Origin of the sequence: Phenylobacterium sp. (genome assembly GCF_031360265.1) — a bacterium.
Lineage (GTDB): Bacteria > Pseudomonadota > Alphaproteobacteria > Caulobacterales > Caulobacteraceae > Phenylobacterium.
Genome location: NZ_JANMBF010000057.1, coordinates 1 through 18,066, shown reverse-complemented (window position 1 = coordinate 18,066; position 18,066 = coordinate 1). Strand labels below are relative to the sequence as shown.

General features: G+C 67.2%; 17 protein-coding genes. 15 read left to right on the top strand and 2 right to left on the bottom strand.

Features of this window, described 5'->3' with window-relative positions; all coding sequences use genetic code 11:
* From tsf to lpxB, 14 genes are all read left to right on the top strand, one after another.
* Positions 1–886: translation elongation factor Ts (gene tsf / locus RMN86_RS05040; protein WP_309604739.1), on the top strand; the 886-nt coding region annotated here is incomplete at its 5' end.
* Between the two features lie 92 nt (positions 887–978).
* Positions 979–1,698 carry a UMP kinase gene (gene pyrH / locus RMN86_RS05035; RefSeq protein WP_309604738.1) on the top strand — a complete coding sequence of 240 codons (720 nt, stop codon included), beginning with the start codon at positions 979–981 and terminating at the stop codon, positions 1,696–1,698.
* A 28-nt stretch (positions 1,699–1,726) separates the two neighbouring features.
* The gene (gene frr / locus RMN86_RS05030; protein ID WP_309604737.1) at positions 1,727–2,293 is read left to right on the top strand and encodes a ribosome recycling factor; all 567 of its coding nucleotides are present in this window, start codon (positions 1,727–1,729) and stop codon (positions 2,291–2,293) included.
* A gap of 42 nt (positions 2,294–2,335) precedes the next feature.
* Positions 2,336–3,115 carry a polyprenyl diphosphate synthase gene (uppS, locus tag RMN86_RS05025; protein WP_405041314.1) on the top strand — a complete coding sequence of 260 codons (780 nt, stop codon included), beginning with the start codon at positions 2,336–2,338 and terminating at the stop codon, positions 3,113–3,115.
* Positions 3,075–3,959, top strand: coding sequence for a phosphatidate cytidylyltransferase (locus RMN86_RS05020; RefSeq protein ID WP_309604736.1), 885 nt, complete (start codon positions 3,075–3,077; stop codon positions 3,957–3,959). Before uppS ends, RMN86_RS05020 begins: the two co-directional genes overlap by 41 nt.
* Positions 3,947–5,158: a 1-deoxy-D-xylulose-5-phosphate reductoisomerase gene (locus RMN86_RS05015; RefSeq protein ID WP_309604735.1), complete on the top strand. Its 1,212-nt coding sequence runs from the start codon at positions 3,947–3,949 to the stop codon at positions 5,156–5,158. The genes RMN86_RS05020 and RMN86_RS05015 overlap by 13 nt, the downstream gene beginning before the upstream one ends.
* 16 nt (positions 5,159–5,174) lie before the next feature.
* Positions 5,175–6,386: an RIP metalloprotease gene (locus RMN86_RS05010; RefSeq protein ID WP_309604734.1), complete on the top strand. Its 1,212-nt coding sequence runs from the start codon at positions 5,175–5,177 to the stop codon at positions 6,384–6,386.
* A gap of 29 nt (positions 6,387–6,415) precedes the next feature.
* On the top strand, positions 6,416–8,857 hold the full coding sequence (gene bamA / locus RMN86_RS05005; protein WP_309604733.1) for an outer membrane protein assembly factor BamA: 2,442 nt from the start codon (positions 6,416–6,418) through the stop codon (positions 8,855–8,857).
* Between the two features lie 7 nt (positions 8,858–8,864).
* Positions 8,865–9,536, top strand: coding sequence for an OmpH family outer membrane protein (locus RMN86_RS05000; protein ID WP_309604732.1), 672 nt, complete (start codon positions 8,865–8,867; stop codon positions 9,534–9,536).
* A gap of 33 nt (positions 9,537–9,569) precedes the next feature.
* Positions 9,570–10,586, top strand: coding sequence for a UDP-3-O-(3-hydroxymyristoyl)glucosamine N-acyltransferase (gene lpxD, locus RMN86_RS04995; RefSeq protein ID WP_309604731.1), 1,017 nt, complete (start codon positions 9,570–9,572; stop codon positions 10,584–10,586).
* A complete protein-coding gene (gene fabZ / locus RMN86_RS04990) occupies positions 10,583–11,053 on the top strand; it encodes a 3-hydroxyacyl-ACP dehydratase FabZ (RefSeq protein WP_309604730.1) in 471 nt (156 codons plus the stop codon). Before lpxD ends, fabZ begins: the two co-directional genes overlap by 4 nt.
* Entirely contained in the window at positions 11,054–11,851 is a 798-nt protein-coding gene (lpxA, locus tag RMN86_RS04985; protein WP_309604729.1) for an acyl-ACP--UDP-N-acetylglucosamine O-acyltransferase, read from the top strand.
* Positions 11,851–12,690: a UDP-2,3-diacylglucosamine diphosphatase gene (locus RMN86_RS04980; RefSeq protein WP_309604728.1), complete on the top strand. Its 840-nt coding sequence runs from the start codon at positions 11,851–11,853 to the stop codon at positions 12,688–12,690. The genes lpxA and RMN86_RS04980 overlap by 1 nt, the downstream gene beginning before the upstream one ends.
* Before the next feature lie 20 nt (positions 12,691–12,710).
* A complete protein-coding gene (lpxB, locus tag RMN86_RS04975; RefSeq protein ID WP_405041315.1) occupies positions 12,711–13,871 on the top strand; it encodes a lipid-A-disaccharide synthase in 1,161 nt (386 codons plus the stop codon).
* Here the strand turns inward: lpxB and gltA are convergent.
* The gene (gene gltA / locus RMN86_RS04970; protein WP_309604726.1) at positions 13,847–15,127 is read right to left on the bottom strand and encodes a citrate synthase; all 1,281 of its coding nucleotides are present in this window, start codon (positions 15,125–15,127) and stop codon (positions 13,847–13,849) included. The genes lpxB and gltA overlap by 25 nt on opposite strands.
* 58 nt (positions 15,128–15,185) lie before the next feature.
* Positions 15,186–16,592 carry a glutamate--tRNA ligase gene (gene gltX, locus RMN86_RS04965; RefSeq protein ID WP_309604725.1) on the bottom strand — a complete coding sequence of 469 codons (1,407 nt, stop codon included), beginning with the start codon at positions 16,590–16,592 and terminating at the stop codon, positions 15,186–15,188.
* Here gltX and RMN86_RS04960 point away from each other — a divergent pair.
* On the top strand, positions 16,540–18,066 hold a 1,527-nt coding region (locus RMN86_RS04960; RefSeq protein ID WP_309604724.1), incomplete at its 3' end, for a ComEC/Rec2 family competence protein. The two genes, gltX and RMN86_RS04960, sit on opposite strands and share 53 nt — an antisense overlap.

Genomic DNA, 18,066 nt, shown 5'->3' with positions numbered 1-18,066 from the left:
CGTTGGCATGATGGACTGCAAGGCTGCCTTGCTTGAGACCGGCGGCGACGTCGCCGCGGCCATGGACTGGCTGCGCGTGAAAGGCCTGTCGAAGGCGGCGAAGAAGGCCGACCGTGCGGCGGCCGAGGGCCTGGTCGCCGGCGCCATCGCCGCCGACGGCCTGAGCGGCGTGCTTATCGAGCTGAACGCCGAGACCGACTTCGTCTCGAAGAACGAAACCTTCCAGGCCGCGGCGCGCAACATCGCCCAGGTGGCGCTGAGCGTCGAGGGCGTCGAGGCCATCTCGGCGGCCAAGACCGCAAAGGGCGAGGTCGTGTCCGATATGGTGACCAACCTGATCGCCACCATAGGCGAGAACATGCGGCTGCGCCGTTCGGCCCGCCTCAGCGTCGGCCAGGGCGCGGTCGCGCTCTACCTGCACAACGCCCAGGGCGAGGGTGTCGGTCGGCTGGGCGTGATCGTGGCGCTGGAAGGCGCCGGCGACCAGGCCGTGCTGAAGGAGGTCGCGCGCAAGATCGCCCTGCACGTGGCCGGCACCCCGATGCCGCCGCTGGCGCTCAGCCCCGAGGATCTCGACCCGCAGGCCGTTGAGAAAGAGAAGAAACTGCTCACCGACCAGGCCCTGGAATCGGGCAAGCCGATCGGCGTGGTCGAGAAGATGATCGAGGGCCGGATCCGCAAGTGGCAGGAGGAGGTTGTGCTGCTGAAACAGCCCTTCGTCATGAACCCCGACCAGACCATCGAGGCGCTGATCGCCGCGACCGCCAAGGACACCGGCGCGCCGCTGGCGGTGAAGGGTTTCGTGCGCTTCGCGCTTGGCGAGGGCGTGGAGAAGAAGACCGACGATTTCGCCGCCGAAGTGGCCTCGCTTTCCGGCCAGAGCTAAGCTCTTTAGGCCGACGACCTCGAACTGGGGGCGCGGTGCGTATCGACGCGCCGCGCCCTTGGTTTATGCTCGCCCTGAAGTAAGGATTCCCCATGCCGGACGGCCAGCCTCGCTACAAGCGCATCCTCCTGAAGCTTTCGGGGGAAGCCGGCGTTGGCGGCGAAGGGTTCGGGATCGATCCCAAGACCTTGCAGGCAGTGGCCGAGGACATCGGCCAAGTGGTCAAGGCCGGCGTGCAGATCTGCCTGGTGGTTGGCGGCGGAAATATTTTCCGCGGCGCGGCCCTGGCCGAAAGCGGTATGGAGCGCGCCAGCGCCGACTACATGGGCATGCTGGCCACGGTGATGAACGCCCTGGCTCTACAGGCGACGCTGGAGAAGGTCGGAGTCTATACCCGCGTCCAGTCGGCGATCCCCATGGAAGCGGTCTGCGAGCCCTACATTCGCCGCCGTGCGCTGCGGCACCTGGAAAAGGGACGGGTGGTGATCTTCGCTGCGGGCCTCGGCGCGCCCTTTTTCACCACCGATACGCCGGCAGCCTTGCGCGCCGCCGAGATGGGCTGCGACGCGTTGTTCAAGGGCACCAGTGTCGACGGGGTCTACACCGCCGATCCGAAGAAGGATCCGGACGCCAAGCGCTATGAGACGCTGAGCTACAAAGAGGTCTTGTCCAAGGATCTGCGGGTGATGGACACTTCGGCGGTCAGCCTGATGCGCGACAACCACATTCCCATCGTGGTGTTTTCCATCCGCGAGCGGGGCAACCTCCTGAAGGTGCTGAGGGGCGAAGGCGTCTTCACGACCATCGCCTGACCATATCGAGACGAACGGAGCAAACAACATGGCCACCGTGGAAAAGCCGGAGCTGTCCAGCTACCGTGATCGCATGGACAAGGCGGTCGCCGCCCTGAAGGAAGAGTTCGGCAGCCTGCGCACCGGCCGCGCCTCAGCCAGCCTGCTCGACCAGATCAACGTCGAGGCCTATGGCTCGACAATGCCGATCAACCAGGTGGGCGCCATATCTGTGCCCGAGGCGCGGATGATCAGTGTCAGCGTCTGGGACAAGGCCCTGGTGATTTCCGTGGAGAAAGCCATCCGCTCCGCCGGCCTTGGTCTCAATCCCGTCACCGATGGCCAGAACCTTCGCATTCCAATTCCGCCGCTGACCGAGGAGCGCCGCAAGGACCTGGTCAAGGTCGCGGGCAAATATGCCGAACAGCAGCGCGTGGCGGTGCGCAACATCCGTCGTGACGCCAACGACGACCTGCGGGTCGCCGAGAAGGCCCATGTCATCAGCCAGGACGAGGAAAAGCGGATGGAGGGCGAGGTCCAGAAGCTCACCGACGAGGCGATCCGGCGCGTGGACGAAGCCTTGAAAACCAAAGAACAAGAGATCATGCACGTTTAGTCTAAGCCTCTCGCGAAGCCGGAAGGATCCGTAGCCAACCTCATGGCCGCCCACGAACAAGTTCCGACCAAGGGCGCGCCTGGCGAAGGCGCGATGGCGCAACCGCGCCTCCACGTCGCCATCGTTATGGACGGCAACGGCCGGTGGGCGAAGCAGCGGGGCCTGCCGCGGACGCTGGGACACCGCGCCGGGGTAGAAGCCCTGAAGCGCACGGTCTCGGCCGCCCCCGACCTCAACATCGGTCGCCTGACGGTGTTCGGCTTTTCCACGGAAAACTGGAACCGCCCGGTCACCGAGGTCGCCGAACTGATGGCGCTTCCCAAACGCTACTTCGAGACCGACATCGGGCGCCTCGAGCGCGAGGGAGTCCGGGTCCGGGTGGTCGGGCGTCGCGAAGGGCTATCGCCGGAGTTGGTCGCGATCATCGAAAATGCCCAGGCGCGCACGGCGCACAACGGGAAGTTCTTCCTCGACGTGGCGTTCAACTATGGCGGGCAGGCCGATATTGTCGATGCCGCCCGGCGATTCGCCGAGGATGTGGCGCAGGGGCGCGCCAAGCCGTCCGACCTTGACGAAGCCGCCTTCGCCGCGCGCCTGGCGACGGCGGGCTCACCGCCGCCGGACGTGATCATTCGGCCCTCCGGCGAACAACGCCTTTCCAATTTCCTCCTGTGGGAGGCGGCCTATGCGGAGTTCGTCTTCCAGGACGTGCTGTGGCCGGACTACGGCGCCGAACACCTGGCCGCCGCCCTGGCCGTGTTCGCCGGGCGCGAACGCCGCTATGGCGCCGTCGCAGCCGATGATGTCCTTGCTGCGGGCTAGGCGCTTTGACTGGACGAACCTGGGGCTGAGGGTCGCCTCGGGATTCGTCCTGGTCCCTACGGCGCTCTACGCCACCCTGGGCCACAACCAGCATTTCATCCCCGCCCTCCAGGGCCGTCAGGAAGCCTTGCCCTACCTGCTGATGATCTCGGTCGGCGTTGCGTTGTTGGCCATCGAGTGGGGCGGCATGAGCGCGCCCGGCGCGCCGATCCGGGTGTCCGCCGCGGTCACAGCGGCGGCGCTGTCGACGGTTTTCCTGGGGTACGAGGGCCATTTCATTCTGGGCTGGCTCCTGCTGCCCCTTGGCGCGCTGGCCGCGGCCCTGGTGGCGCGCGGCGTCGCGGAGCGGACGGCGGACGCCGCCTACGGCGTGCTCTATATCGCCCCCGCCGGGCTCTGCCTCGTTTGGCTCCGATCGACCCACCAGGGCGTCTGGTGGACCCTGATGCTATTTGCCGCCACCTGGTCGGCCGACATAGGCGCCTTTGCCGTGGGTTCTGTGCTGAAGGGTCCCAAGCTCTGGCCAAGGTTTTCGCCCAACAAGACCTGGTCAGGCTTTTTTGGCGGGTTGCTGGCCGCCATGGGCGCGGCGATCGCCATGGCCTCGCTGCCCTATTTCCAGCTCAGCCTGTGGGCCGCGGCCCTGATCGGCCTGGCGGTCGGCCTGGCGACCATGGCCGGAGACCTCTGGGAATCGGCGCTGAAGCGGCGCTTCGGAGTCAAGGATTCCGGTGATCTGATCCCCGGGCATGGCGGCCTGCTGGACCGGGTCGATGGCCTGATGTTCGCGGTGGTGGTGATGGCCGCGGCGCGTCTGGCCAACCACCTTGGGTGGGGACATTGAGTCTGCCCCGCAAGGTCAGCGTGCTGGGCTCCACGGGCTCGATCGGTGTCTCGACCCTCGATCTGTTCGAACGCGCCGGGGCGGAGATCGAGATGGTCGCCCTCGCCGCGGGCCGTAACGTGGAACAGTTGGCCGATCAGGCGCTCAAGTGGCGCCCGCAGATCGCCGTGATCGAGGACGAGGCGGCGCTGCCGCGGCTGCGTGAGCGACTGGCCGGCTCGGGGATCCGGACCGCGGCCGGCGCCGCCGCCGTTGCCGATGCGGCCAGCGCCGACGCCCAGTGGGTGATGTCGGCGATCGTCGGTTTCGCGGGGCTCGCCCCGACGCTGGCCGCGGCCCGCGCCGGGGCGGTGGTGGCCTTGGCCAACAAGGAAAGCTTGATCTGCGCCGGCCCGGCATTGCTGAGGACCGCAAAGCTTGCCGGCGGTGTAATTATTCCCGTTGATTCAGAACATTCCGCGATATTCCAGGTGTTCTCGCCGTCCAACGCCCAGCATGTCTCCCGCCTTATCCTCACTGCCTCAGGGGGGCCGTTCCGCGGCTGGACCCGGGAGCAGATGTCACTGGCCGCGCCGGAACAGGCGCTGGCGCATCCGAACTGGAGCATGGGCGCCCGAATTTCGATTGATTCCGCGACCATGATGAACAAGGGCCTTGAGGTGATCGAGGCCGCCTATCTGTTCGCCATGCCGCCGGAGCGAATCGACATCGTCATCCACCCGCAGTCCATCATCCACTCCATGGTCGAATACGCCGATGGCTCGACCCTGGCGCAGATGGGGCCGCCGGACATGCGCGCGCCCATCGCCTGCGCCTTCGCCTGGCCGGATCGGCTGCCCTGGCCCGCCGAAAAGCTGGATCTCGCGCGCAGCGGCCCGCTGACGTTCGAGGCGCCGGACCTGGAGCGTTTCCCGGCGCTGCGGATCGCCAAGGCCGCGCTGGCGGCCGGGGGCGCGGCGCCCACGGCGATGAACGCGGCCGACGAGATCGCCGTCGCGGCCTTCCTGGATCGGCGGATCGGTTTCCTGGATATCGCCGACACCGTCGCCGAGACCCTGGAACGCATGGATCGCCAGAACCTTCTCAAGCGCGGCGGCGAGGATCCAGTCGAGGCCGCCCGGGCGACCGATGCGACCGCACGTCGCGTTGCCGGGGACGTCGTCGACAGCCTCATGGCCCCGGCGCACGCCCGGGCCTGATGGAGTAGCCAGATCGATGTCCGGACTTGTGGCGAATATCCTGTTCTACATCCTGCCGTTTCTGCTGGTGGTGGGCGTGGTCGTGACGGTTCACGAGTTTGGCCACTTCCTGGCGGCCAAGTGGCTCGGCACCAAGATCGATCAGTTCTCCATCGGCTTCGGCAAGGCCCTGGCCCACTGGACCGACCGTGACGGCGTTGAATGGCGCATCGGCTGGGCGCCGATCGGCGGGTTCGTGCGCTTTGCCGGCGATGAAAACGCCGCCAGCGTGCCGGACCAGAACGACCTGGACGCTATGCGTCGCGAGGTTCTGGCGCGCGAGGGCCCGGTGGCGCTCAGGCGCTACTATCATTTCAAACCGTTGTGGCAGCGCGCGGTGATCAGTGCGGCGGGTCCGTTCGCCAACTTCCTGCTGGCGATCACCATATTCGCCGGGCTGCTGATGACGGTCGGCGAACCTGTCGGGCCCGCCCGGATCGGCTCCGTCACGCCCGGCGGACCCGCTGCGCGCGCCGGGTTCCTGGCCGGAGACGTGATTGTCGAGGCCGACGGTCGGCCGGTGAAGTATTTTGGCGATGTAAAGCAACTGATCATCCTGCGGACCGGCGTGCCGATCCCCTTCGTGATCGATCGCCAGGGCCGGCGCCTGCAGGTGACCGCGACGCCGGAGCGCGGGCCGGTGGAGGACGGTGTCGGGCGGGTTCATCAGCTTGGCCGCCTGCAGTTGGCCTTCACCGACGCGCGGCCAAGAATCCAGCGCTATGGTCCTGTCGCGGCCCTGGCCGGGGGTGTCGTCGAGACCCGCGATGTCGTGACGACAACGGTCTTCTACATTGGCCGGATGCTCGGTGGGCGCGAGACGGCCGACCAGATATCCGGACCGCTGGGCATGGCGCAGATCTCTGGCGACCTGGCGAAACAGACGTCGATAAGTTCCAAGCACCCTGGCATCGTGGCCCTCAACGGATTGCTGACCATCCTGACGCTTGTGGCCAACATTTCGGTGGGGATCGGCTTTCTCAATCTTCTGCCGATTCCCGTGCTCGATGGGGGACATCTGCTGTTCTATGCCTATGAGGCGGTGGCCCGCCGCCCACTTGCCGCCAAGGTTCAGGCGGCAGGGTATCGCGTAGGCCTTGCGCTGGTTCTCGGATTGATGTTGTTCGCCACCTGGAACGATCTGCAGCGCCTGCATGTGTTCAATTTCATCGGCGGGCTATTCTCCTAGCCCCCGACTTTTCCCAAACGGCTGATTCGATGCACAGACACCGCGCCTGCAGCGCTGCGCTAGCTTCCGGTCTTGCCGGTCTTCTGGCCTCCACGGCCCTGGCCACGCCCGGCGCCGCGCTGGCCCAGAATCCGGCGCCGGTGACGGCGGCTGCGCCCCCGCCCAGCACCGCGCCGGCCGCCCCGCTGGCCGCTGCGGCGGTCCAGACCGGCGTCGTCCAGCGCATCCTGGTGAAGGGCAATGAGCGGATCGAGCCCGCCACGGTGATCTCCTATCTGCCGATCTCGCCAGGCGAGACCATCGACGCGGCGAAGATCGATGCGGCGCTGAAGTCGCTGTTCCGGACGGATCTGTTTTCCGACGTGAAGATCGACTTCAACCAGGGTGACCTGGTGATCACCATTGTTGAGAACCCGATCATCAACCGGGTCCTGTTCGAGGGCAATTCGGGGATCAAGGAAGACAAGCTTCGCGACGAGGTTACCGTGCGCCCGCGGGGCATCTTCACCCGCGCCAAGGCGCAGACTGACGTGGGACGGATTGTTGAACTCTATCGCCGGTCCGGCCGGATTTCCGCGACCGTCACGCCGCAGATCGTCGAGCTACCGCAAAAGCGGGTCGATCTGATCTTCAAGATCGACGAAGGTCCCAAGAGCGGCGTGCTGCGGGTCAATTTCCTCGGCAACAAGGCGTTTTCCGACAACGACCTGCGCGACGTGGTGGTGACCGAGCAGACGCACTGGTACAAGTTCTTCTCGACCAACGCCAACTATGACCCGGACCGCCTCGAGTACGACAAGGAACAGCTGCGCAAGTACTATCGAAATCGCGGCTACTACGACTTCCGCGTATCCTCGGCGGTCGCCGAACTGGCGCCCGACAAGAACGGCTTTGTGATTACCTATACGATCGACGAGGGGCCGGAGTACAAGTTCGGGAAGATTGACGTAGAGACCGAGCTCAAGAAGCTCGACAAGAACATTCTGGTGTCCCTGGTGCCCTTCCGGAAGGGCGACATCTATCAGGACGAGCGGATCGAGCAGGCGACTGACGCGCTGACCTTCGCCGCCGGCGCCGCCGGCTTCGCCTTCGTTGATGTTCGGCCACGCTATACGCCCAACCGGGCAGCCGGCACGGTGGACGTCACGTTCCAGGTCAAGGAGGGGCCGCGAGTCTACGTCGACCGGATCGACGTGGTCGGCAACACCCGGACGCTGGACTATGTGATCCGGCGCGAGATGAACGTCGCCGAGGGCGATGCCTACAACCGGGTGCTGGTCGACCGGTCCAAGAACCAGATCCGCGCCCTGGGGTTCTTCAAGAACGTCGATATCACCGAAATACCGGGGTCAGCCCCGGATCGCACCGGCCTTCAGGTCAAGGTCGAGGAACAGCCGACCGGAGAGCTGTCGTTCAGCGCCGGCTATTCCTCCGTCGACCAGCTGGTCATCGACCTGGGCATCACCGAGCGAAATTTCCGCGGCCGCGGCGAGAATGTACGCGCACGCGTCTCCCTGGGCTCACTGCGCAAGAGTGTGGATTTCTCGTTCACCGAGCCGCGGTTCCTGGGCCGCGACCTCGCCGCGGGCTTGGACGCCTACTACTATACCTACGACCTGACGCAGTACTCGGCCTACAAGACCACAACTATAGGCACCGGGGTGCGGCTGAATTTCCCGCTGAGCCTGAATTCCAGCGGCTCGGTGCGCTATACGATCCGCCAGGATGATATCCAGATCGACCCGTCCTTCTGCGTCACCGGCAGCCTGCTGGTCTCGCCCGCGCTCTGCGACCAGCGAGGCTCGTTCCTGACATCCCTGGTCGGGTACGGCTATCGCCTGGACCGGCGCAACGACGCCATCAACCCCACGCGCGGCTTCTATTTCCAGCTGAACCAGGACTTCGCCGGGCTGGGCGGCTCGGTGAAATACATCAAGACAGAAGGCGACGCGGGCTGGTACCACGGGTTCAACAAGACCTTCATCCTGAGCGTCGTCGGCGAGGCCGGCTATGTCGGCGGCTGGGGCGGCGATCACGTCCGGATCAACGATCGTTTCTTCAAGGGCGGCAACAGTTTCCGCGGGTTCCAGACCGCCGGCATCGGCCCGCGCGACTTGAACTTGGGCCGCACCGACGCCCTGGGCGGCAAGGCCTACGCGATCAGCAACATAGAGTTGACCGTCCCGACCTTCCTGCCGGAGCAGTATGGCATCAAGGCCGCGCTGTTCACGGCCGTGGGAACGCTCGGTCTGCTGGACGATTTCGACAAGACGTCGGTCAATCCCGTCACCGGGCTCCGGGCCATCGACCCGTTGATCAAGGACGATTTCGGGCTGCGCGCCTCGGCCGGCCTTAGCGTCTTCTGGAAATCGCCGATGGGGCCGATCCGGTTCGATTTCAGTCAGGTTCTGGTCAAGCAGGTCTATGACAAGACCGAGACATTCAAGTTTTCAACCGCAACAAGATTCTAGGACTCACATGACTTTCAAATCCCTCGCCGCCGGCCTCTGTGCCACCGCCGCCCTGAGCACGGGGTCCGCCGCGTTTGGCCAGGCGGCCGCGCCCGCCGTGATCCACGGCCCGCCTATCGCCGGGCTGTGCGTTGTCAACCTCGAGCAGGTGGTCGGGGGCTCGACGGTCGGAAGATACCTGCAGACCCGCCTGCAGCAGATCCAGCAGCAGGCCAACGCGGAGGTCAGTGGCGAGAACACCGCGCTGCAGAACGAGGCCAAGGCGCTGGAGGCGCAGCGCGCAACCCTCGATCAGTCGACGCTTGAGCAGCGCGCCGCGCAGATCCAGGTCAAGGGCAACGCCCTCAACCGCAAGGTCCAGACCCGCGAACGCGAATTGCAACTGACCGAGCAGAAGGCCGTCGGCCGCGTCCTGCAGGAAGCCGAGCAGCCGGTGCGTCAGGCCTACCAGCAGAAGGGCTGTGCGATCCTGATCCAGCACAGCGCCATCCTGGGCATCATGTACAATCCGCTGATGGACATCACCCCGCAGGTGGTGACCGCGCTTAACGCCAAGATCACCCAGTTCGCCTTTGACCGCGAGCGCCTTGACCAGCCCCAGGCCGCCGCGCCCGGCGGCGCGCCGCCCATCGTGCAGACGCCGTCCACGCCCCGCCCGGCGGCGCCCGCGAAGAAATAGCCATCGCTCGGAGGACGCGGATCGCCGCACGCCATGCCCGATCCGCGGTTCTTTGAAGCTCTGGGACCCGTCACGCTGGCCGAATTGGCGGCGTTGACGGGCGCCGAAATCGCCGACCCTGGCGCCGCGACCCGTCGGGTTCGCGCCGTATCGGTGCTCGGGTCCGCGGCGGCCGACACCGTCACATTCGTCAGCGACCATAGGCGGCTGCCGCAGGCGCGCGAGACGGCGGCGGCCGCCTGCTTCATCGAGGCGCCCGGTCAGGGTGCGCTGCCGCCAGGATGTGCGGCCCTGGTCACCTCGTCACCCCAGCGCGCCTATGCTCTGGCCGCCTGCCGCCTGCATCAGCCGCGGCTGGCGTTGGGCAAGGTCGCCATCGCCGTTGACGCAAGCCTGGAGCCCGGCGTCGTGCTGGGACCGGGGGTCGTCGTGGGCGAGGGCGCCCGGATCGGCCGCGGCTCGCGGATCGGCGCCAACACGGTGATCGGCCCGGGCGTCGCCATCGGGCGCGACTGCGAGATCGCCGCCAACGTCACGCTCGGCTTTGCCCTGATCGGCGATCGGGTCCGCATCCTGGCGGGCGCGGTCATCGGCGAACCGGGGTTCGGCGCCACAGCAGGCGCCACGGGCCTGATGGATATTCCGCAGCTCGGCCGGGTGATCGTTCAGGACGGCGTGACCATCGGCGCCAACACCTGCATCGATCGCGGCGCCTTTGACGACACAGTGATCGGCGAGAACACCAAAATCGACAACCAGGTGCAGATTGGACACAACGTCCGTGTCGGGCGTAACTGCGCCCTGGCCGCCCACACGGGGATTTCCGGCAGCGTCGTCATCGGTGACGGCGTCCAGTTTGGAGGTCGCGCCGGGGTGGCTGACCACATTTCCATTGGCGACGGCGCGCGGATCGGCGCGGGCGCGGGGGTTATCAAGAACGTCCCCGCCGGAGAGACCTGGGCGGGCTATCCCGCCAGGCCGATCCGTCGCTGGATGCGCGAAGTTGCCTGGCTGTCCAGGATGGCGGGCCGCAGGGAGAAGGACGCATGAGCCGCAAGGCGCCGGTGAGCGAGGCTCCCAGCGAGATCGACATCACCGAAATTCTGGCCCTCATTCCGCATCGCTATCCCTTCCTCCTGGTCGACCGCTGCGAAGACTATGTCCCGCACACGTCGATCGTCGGCATCAAGTGCGTGACGGCGAACGAGCCGTTCTTCCAGGGCCACTTCCCGGGCTATCCGGTGATGCCCGGCGTACTGATCGTCGAGGCGCTGGCCCAGACAGGGGCGGTGCTGATGTCCAAGTCCCTGAACGTGGACGTGAGGGGCAAGGCGATCTTCTTCATGTCGCTGGACAACTGCCGGTTCCGGACGCCGGTGCGGCCGGGCGCGGTGATCCGGCTGGTGGTCGAGGTGCTGCGCGCGCGCAGCGACATCTTCAAATTCAAGGGCCGCGCCCTGGTCGGCGACAAGGTCTGCGCCGAGGCCGAGTTCGCGGCCATGGTCGTGGAGACCTGAGTGGCGGTCGAGATCCATCCGACGGCGATCATCGAGACAGGCGCCCAACTCGGCGAGGACGTCAGCGTGGGGCCCTATTGCGTCATCGGACCCCATGTGGAGGTCGGCGATCGAACTCGCCTGCTGACCCACGTGGTGGTGGAAGGCCACACCCGGCTGGGTGAGGACTGCACGGTCCGCAATTTTTCCAACCTGGGCGGGCCGCCGCACCACAAGGGCTACCAGGGTGAGCCCACGGAACTGATCATCGGCGACCGCAACCTGATCTGGGAACATGTGACGATGCACATCGGCACGCCTCAGGGCGGCGCGGTGACAAGGGTCGGACACGACGGAATGTTCATGGCGACCTCGCACGTCGGCCATGACTGCACGGTCGGCGACAGTGTGGTCCTGGCCCATTCGGCGACCCTTGGCGGGCATGTGGACATCGGCGACTTCGTCATGGTCAGTGGTCTGGCGGCGGTCCACCAGTACTGCCGGGTAGGTCGCTATTCCTTCATCGGCGGCCTGGCGGCGGTGACCAAGGATGTGATCCCCTATGGGCTGGTGTGGGGCAATCACGCGCATCTGGAGGGGCTCAATCTGGTGGGCCTGAAACGGCGCGACTTCAGCCGCGAAACCATCAGCGAGCTGCGCAGCGCCTACCGGCTGCTGTTCGCCGAGGAGGGCACATTCCAGGAGCGGGTCGACGATACGGCGACCACCTTCGGCCATTCCGCCCCGGTGATGGAGATCATCGACTTCATCCGTGCCGATGGCAGCCGACCGCTCTGCCTCCCGGAACGCGAAGTGTGATGCAGAAGCTGGGCCTGATCGCCGGTGGCGGAACCCTGCCTGTCGAGATCGCCGAGCACTGCCGACGCTCGGGCCGACCGCTGTTCGTGATCCGCCTGAAGGGGTTCGCCGGCCAGGCGCTCGCGCCCTACGCCGGCGCCGAGGTGGGCATGGCCGAACTGGGCAAATGCTTCAAGGCGCTGAAGCGCGCCGGCTGCCAGGCGGTGTGCCTTGCGGGCAACGTCGCCCGGCCTGACTTCGCCTCCCTGATCCCCGACTTTCGCGGGCTGGCGGTCCTGCCCGCCGCCATCGCCGCGGCGCGCAAGGGCGATGACGCCCTGTTGCGGCTGCTGCTGGGCGAATTCGAGAAGGAGGGCTTCACGGTCGAAGGCGCGCACCAGGTGATGGACGATCTTGGCCTGCCGGCCGGGCAGCTGGGCCTTATCGCGCCGAGCGAGGAGAATCTCGGCGACGTGGCGCGCGCCCTGGAGGTCGCCAGGGCCATCGGCGCCATGGACATCGGGCAGGGCGCGGCGGTCTGTCGGGGTCTGGTTCTGGCCGTCGAGGCGGCGGAAGGCACCGACGCCATGCTGGCCCGCGTCGCCGACCTGCCCGAAGCGCTGCGCGGCCGGCCGGGCGCCTGCGCCGGGGTGCTGGCCAAGGCCCCCAAGCCGATGCAGGAAACGCGCATTGATCTGCCGACCATCGGGCCGGCGACGGTGCGCGGCGTGGCGCGCGCGGGGCTGGCGGGCATTGTCGGCGAGGCGGGCGGCCTCATCGTGCTGGAGCGCGAGACGGTCATCGAACTGGCCGACGAACTTGGCCTCTTCATCCTGGGGGTGGAGCCGAAAACACTGTGAGCGCGCGGCCACTGACGGTCATGCTGGTTGCCGGCGAAGCCTCTGGCGACGATCGGGGCGCCGGCCTGGCCCGGGCCTTGCGCAGCCGCCTGGGCGACGGAGTCCGCTTTGTCGGCGTAGGCGGCGAGCGAATGGCGGCCGAGGGGGTCGAGAGTCCCTTCTCCATCGCGGACATCTCGATCCTGGGCCTGCTGGAAGGGCTGATGGCCTATCCGCGGATCCTGCGCCGGGTGCGCGACACCGTGGCCCTGGCGACGCGCGAGACGCCGGATGTTGTTGTGCTGATCGATTCCTGGGGCTTCACGCTGCGCGTCGCCCAGCAGCTCCGTCGCATCCTGCCGCGCCTTCCGCTGATCAAATATGTCGGGCCTCAGGTCTGGGCGACCCGGCCCGGACGCGCCAGGACCCTGGCGGCGGCGGTCGATCATCTGCTGTCGATCCACACCTTCGACGCCCCCTGGTTCGAGGCGCAGGGCCTGCCGGTGACCTTCGTGGGCAACTCGGCGCTGACCTTGGATCTCTCGCGCGCCCAACCCGCGCGGCTCCGGGCGAGGATCGGCGCCCGGGCAAGCGATCCGATCCTGCTGGTCCTGCCGGGCAGCCGCCGCAGCGAGATCGAGCATGTGCTGCCGGCATTCGAGGACGCCGTGCGATTGCTGAAGGACGACCGACCGACCCTGCACGTGGTGGTTCCCGCCGCGCCGACGGTCGCGGAGCTGGTCAGGGCTCGCGTCGCCGGCTGGCCGTATCGCGTCCACGTCCTGGAAGGTGAGGCCGCCAAGCTGGACGCCATGAAGGCCGCCACGGTGGCGCTCGCCTGCTCCGGCACGGTGACGACTGAGGTGGCGCTGGCGGGGGCGCCGATGGTCGTGGCCTATCGCGTGGGCGCGGTCACCTATGCGATCCTGCGGCGGCTGATCCGCACGCCCTGGGTCACGCTGCTCAATATCGCGGCGCGCGACTTTGTGGCGCCGGAGTTCATTCAAGGTGAGTGCGCCGGCCCGAAACTCGCCCAGGCGGTGGGTCAGCGCCTCGACGACGCCGAACTGCGCGCGCGCCAGGTGCTGGCGCAATACGCCGCCCTCGACAAGATGGGTCGCGGCGGCCCCGACCCGTCAGACGCCGCAGCCGACGCGGTGCTGCGGGTTCTGGCCAATCAGCGCTTGTCGACCGCCACGTAGGGGCGTTGCAGGGCGCCGGTGTAGAGCTGGCGCGGGCGGCCGATCTTGTAGGCCGGATCCTCGATCATCTCTTTCCATTGGCTGATCCAGCCGACAGTGCGGGCGACCGCGAACAGCACCGTGAACATCTCGGCGGGGAAACCGAGCGCGCGCAGGGTGATGCCGGAATAGAAATCCACGTTCGGATAGAGCTTGCGCTCGACGAAATAGTCGTCCGAGAGCGCGATCCGCTCCAACTCCAGCGCCACCTTCAACAGCGGATCATCGGCGTCGCCGACCTCGGCCAACACCTCGTGGCAGGTCTTCTGCATCACTGTCGCGCGGGGATCGTAGTTCTTGTAGACGCGGTGGCCGAAGCCCATCAGGCGATAGCGCCGGTCCTTCACGCCCTGGATATATTCGGGGATCCTGTCGACCGTCCCGATCTCCTTGAGCATGTTCAGCGCCTCTTCGTTGGCCCCGCCATGCGCGGGCCCCCAGAGGCAGGCGATCCCGGCGGCGATGCAGGCGAAGGGATTGGCGCCGGAGGACCCGGCCAGCCGCACCGTCGAGGTCGAGGCGTTCTGCTCGTGATCGGCATGCAGGATGAAGATGCGATCCATGGCGCGGGTCAGCACCGGGTTCGGCTTCCAGTCCTCGGCGGGAACCGAGAAACACATCCGCAGGAAATTCTCTGCATAGGAGAGGTCGTTGCGCGGATGCACGAACGGCTGGCCGGTGAAGTATTTGAAGGCGCGGGCCGCGATGGTCGGCATCTTGGCGATCAGCCGGTGGGCGGAGATCATCCGCTGCTGCGGATCGTTGATGTCGGTGGAGTCGTGATAGAAGGCCGACAGCGCGCCGACAGCGCCGGTCATGATCGCCATCGGGTGAGCATCCCGACGGAAGCCCTGGAAAAACCTGTCAAATTGCTCATGGAGCATGGTGTGATAGGTGATCGTGTGCTCGAAGTCGGCATATTGGGCGGCGTTCGGCAGTTCGCCATGCAGCAACAGGTAGCAGGTGTCGAGGAATGTCGACTTCTCGGCCAGTTCACCGATCGGATAGCCGCGATGCAGCAGGATGCCAGCGTCGCCGTCGATAAAGGTGATCTTGCTCTCGCAACTGGCGGTCGAGGTGAAGCCGGGGTCGTAGGTGAATGCGTCGCTTTCGGCGTAGAACTTGCGAATATCGACGACGTCCGGACCCGTCGCGCCCTTCAGGATCGGCAGCTCGATGGTCTTGCCGCCGATGCTGATTTTCGCCGTGTCGGCCATGCCCATCCCCTTAGAATATCCGCCGATGAAACGCCTGTTCGAAACGGCTTATAGCGGGTTAGCCGTTAAGCGAAAGCGCATCGTCGAGGCGCCCGAGGCTTTCGTCTTTTCCCAGCGCGACAAGGGCGCCGGCGAGGTCGGGCGCCGGCGATCCGCCGGACAACACGGCGCGCAGCGCGGGGCCGATCTTTCCCAGTCCCACGCCTTCACGCTCGGCGAACGCGCGGTTCGAAGCCTCCAGCGCCGGGACATCCCAGGCGGGGGCGGCGGCGAGCGTTGCCCGCAACCGCGTGAACCGCTCGCGGGTTTCCGGGGTCAGCAGTTCAAGCGCCTTTGCCGGCAGCTCGAGGGGGCGTGGCTTGAGGACAAAGATCGTGGCGTCGGCCAGTTCCAGCGTCGTCTTGGCGCCGTCGCGGACGAAGGGAATGGCCTGGATGAGGCGCGCCCTGTCGCCGTCGCGTAGCGGCCAGTCCCGGCTCTGGTGAACCTGAGCGACCAGGTCAGCCAATCGGGCGGGGTCGGCCTGGCGGATATAGTGATTGTTCAGATGATTGAGCTTGGCCCAGTCAAGCCGGGCCGGCGCGCTGACCACGTCCTTGACGTCAAACCAGCCTACCGCCTGTTCGTCGGAGAAGATCTCATCGTCGCCATGGCCCCAGCCCAGGCGGGCCAGGTAGTTGCGCATGGCTTCGGGCAGATAGCCCATGTCGGCGAACTCGCTGACCGCCTGGGCGCCGTGGCGCTTGGAGAGCTTGGCGCCATCGGGGCCATGGATCAGCGGCAGGTGCGCCCACATCGGGGGCGTCCAGCCGAGCCCGTGATAGATCAGGGTCTGGCGCGCGGCGTTGTTCAGGTGGTCGTCGCCGCGGATCACATGGGTCACGCCCATCTCGTGATCGTCCACCACCACGGCGAGGTTGTAGGTGGGGGCGCCGTCGGTGCGCAGCAGGATCAGGTCGTCGAGATCCTTGTTCTGGAACCGCACGGGGCCCTTCACCTCGTCTGCGATCAGGGTCTCGCCCTCGATCGGGGCCTTGAGCCGCACGACAAAGGGTCGGTCCGGCGCATCGTTAGGCGACAGGTCCCGCCACGGCGAGCGGACAACCCGGCCCTCGGCGCGGGCCAGCGTGCGTTCCGCCTCGAGCTCGTCGGGCGTCATGTAGTCGCGATAGGCGGAGCCGCGGGCCAGCATCTCGTCGACCGCGGCGGTGTGGCGGCCGGCGCGGGCGGCCTGGAACACGGGCGCCGCGTCGGCTTCGAGGCCCAGCCACGCCAGACCCTTGAAAATCACCTGGACGGCGTCCTGCGTCGACCGCTCTCGATCGGTGTCCTCGATACGCAGCAGAAACTTGCCGCCCGTGTGGCGGGCGTAAAGCCAGTTGAAAAGTGCGGTCCTCGCCGTGCCAATATGCATGGCGCCGGTGGGCGAGGGGGCGATCCGGGTGACGACGGGGCGGTCGGACATTGAAGGGCGGGAGCCTGGAGAAGCTGCGGCGCCGGGCGCCAGGGCGGCGCCTCTTAGCACGCGGGGTCCGGCGCGTCCCAGTCCCGCCGGCGCCGCGGCGTGGGTCGCCGGCCAGGTCGCCCGGCAGGCCGACCGCTGGCGCCTCTGGACGCCGGTGGCGTTCGGCTGTGGCGCGGCCCTCTATTTTGCCCTGCCCCGGGAACCCACGACCTGGCTGGCGCTGGCGAGTTTGATGCTCGCTGTGGCTTTGCTGGCGGTGGCCGGCCGCTGGAGCCGCAGTCGCGCGATGACCATCGCCCTGGTTCTGGCCGCCAGCGGCGTCGGCGGCTTTGGCATGGTCAAGCTCAGGACCTTGCAGGTCGCCGCGCCCGTCGCCTCAGCGCGCGCGCGTCCGGAGCATCTGGAAGGCTGGGTGGTCGATGTGGCGAACCCGGGCCAGGGCGGACAGCGGCTGTTGATCGCGCCGGTCCGCATCGGCGACTGGCCCGCCGACGCCACGCCGATCCGTGTCCGGGTCACCCTCCGTGGCGGCTATGTGCCGGCCCCGGGCGAGGCGATCAGCCTGCTGGCCGTGATCAATGCTCCGCCGCCGCCCGCCAGCCCCGGCGCCTACGACTTCGCTCGGGACGCGTTTTTTCAGAGCATCGGCGGCGTCGGCTTCGCGCTCGGGCCGCCCGCGACCTGGGATCCCCAGATCAAGCCGCCCTGGCGGTTGGCCGCGACCCTGCGGATCAATGCGCTGCGCTGGGCGCTGACGCGGCGGATCGTCGATACCTTGGGTGTGCGGACCGGGGGCCTCGCCGCGGCCATGACCACCGGCCATGAGGGCTTCATACCCAAGGCGCAGGTGGACGACCTGCGGATCGCGGGTCTGGCGCACATCATTTCAATCTCCGGCCTGCACATGGCCATCGTCGGCGGCTTCGTCTTCGCCGCCGTCCGGTTCGCGATCGCCGCCTGGCCCTGGCTCGCGCTCCGGGTCCCCGGCAAGAAGATCGCCGCGGCGCTCGGGCTCGCGGCGGTGCTGAGCTACCTGGTGCTGTCGGGCTGGCCGCCCCCGGCGGAGCGCGCGGCGATCACTGCGTCGGTCGCATTCCTGGCGATGCTGGTCGATCGCCAAGCGATCAGCCTGCACGCGCTGGCCTTGGCGGCGATGGCCGTTCTGCTCCTGCAGCCGGAAGCGGTGATCCAGCCCGGCTTCCAGATGTCCTTCGCGGCCACCGCCGCCCTGGTGGCGCTGGCGGAAGTCTGGCCGCGGCCGGTCAAGGAGATCAATACGCCCTGGCCCATGCGCCTGGTCCAGGGCCTGGGGACGTGGACAGCCGCCGGGGTCGCGGCGAGCTTTGTCGCCGGCGTGGCGACGGCGCCCTTCGCCATGCAGCACTTCAATCGGGTCTCCACTTGGGGCCTGGTCTCCAACATGGTCAGCGAACCGATTTCCGGGTTCCTGCTGATGCCCGGACTGGCGCTGGGC

What these genes read in the sequence shown, in the direction of transcription:
- pyrH (WP_309604738.1), top strand. Translation starts at nt 979, where the DNA reads ATGCCGGACGGCCAGCCTCGCTACAAGCGCATCCTCCTGAAGCTTTCG.
- frr (WP_309604737.1), top strand. Translation starts at nt 1,727, where the DNA reads ATGGCCACCGTGGAAAAGCCGGAGCTGTCCAGCTACCGTGATCGCATG.
- uppS (WP_405041314.1), top strand. Translation starts at nt 2,336, where the DNA reads ATGGCCGCCCACGAACAAGTTCCGACCAAGGGCGCGCCTGGCGAAGGC.
- RMN86_RS05020 (WP_309604736.1), top strand. Translation starts at nt 3,075, where the DNA reads ATGGCGCCGTCGCAGCCGATGATGTCCTTGCTGCGGGCTAGGCGCTTT.
- RMN86_RS05010 (WP_309604734.1), top strand. Translation starts at nt 5,175, where the DNA reads ATGTCCGGACTTGTGGCGAATATCCTGTTCTACATCCTGCCGTTTCTG.
- bamA (WP_309604733.1), top strand. Translation starts at nt 6,416, where the DNA reads ATGCACAGACACCGCGCCTGCAGCGCTGCGCTAGCTTCCGGTCTTGCC.
- RMN86_RS05000 (WP_309604732.1), top strand. Translation starts at nt 8,865, where the DNA reads ATGACTTTCAAATCCCTCGCCGCCGGCCTCTGTGCCACCGCCGCCCTG.
- lpxD (WP_309604731.1), top strand. Translation starts at nt 9,570, where the DNA reads ATGCCCGATCCGCGGTTCTTTGAAGCTCTGGGACCCGTCACGCTGGCC.
- fabZ (WP_309604730.1), top strand. Translation starts at nt 10,583, where the DNA reads ATGAGCCGCAAGGCGCCGGTGAGCGAGGCTCCCAGCGAGATCGACATC.
- RMN86_RS04980 (WP_309604728.1), top strand. Translation starts at nt 11,851, where the DNA reads ATGCAGAAGCTGGGCCTGATCGCCGGTGGCGGAACCCTGCCTGTCGAG.
- lpxB (WP_405041315.1), top strand. Translation starts at nt 12,711, where the DNA reads ATGCTGGTTGCCGGCGAAGCCTCTGGCGACGATCGGGGCGCCGGCCTG.
- gltA (WP_309604726.1), bottom strand. Translation starts at nt 15,127, where the DNA reads ATGGCCGACACGGCGAAAATCAGCATCGGCGGCAAGACCATCGAGCTG.
- gltX (WP_309604725.1), bottom strand. Translation starts at nt 16,592, where the DNA reads ATGTCCGACCGCCCCGTCGTCACCCGGATCGCCCCCTCGCCCACCGGC.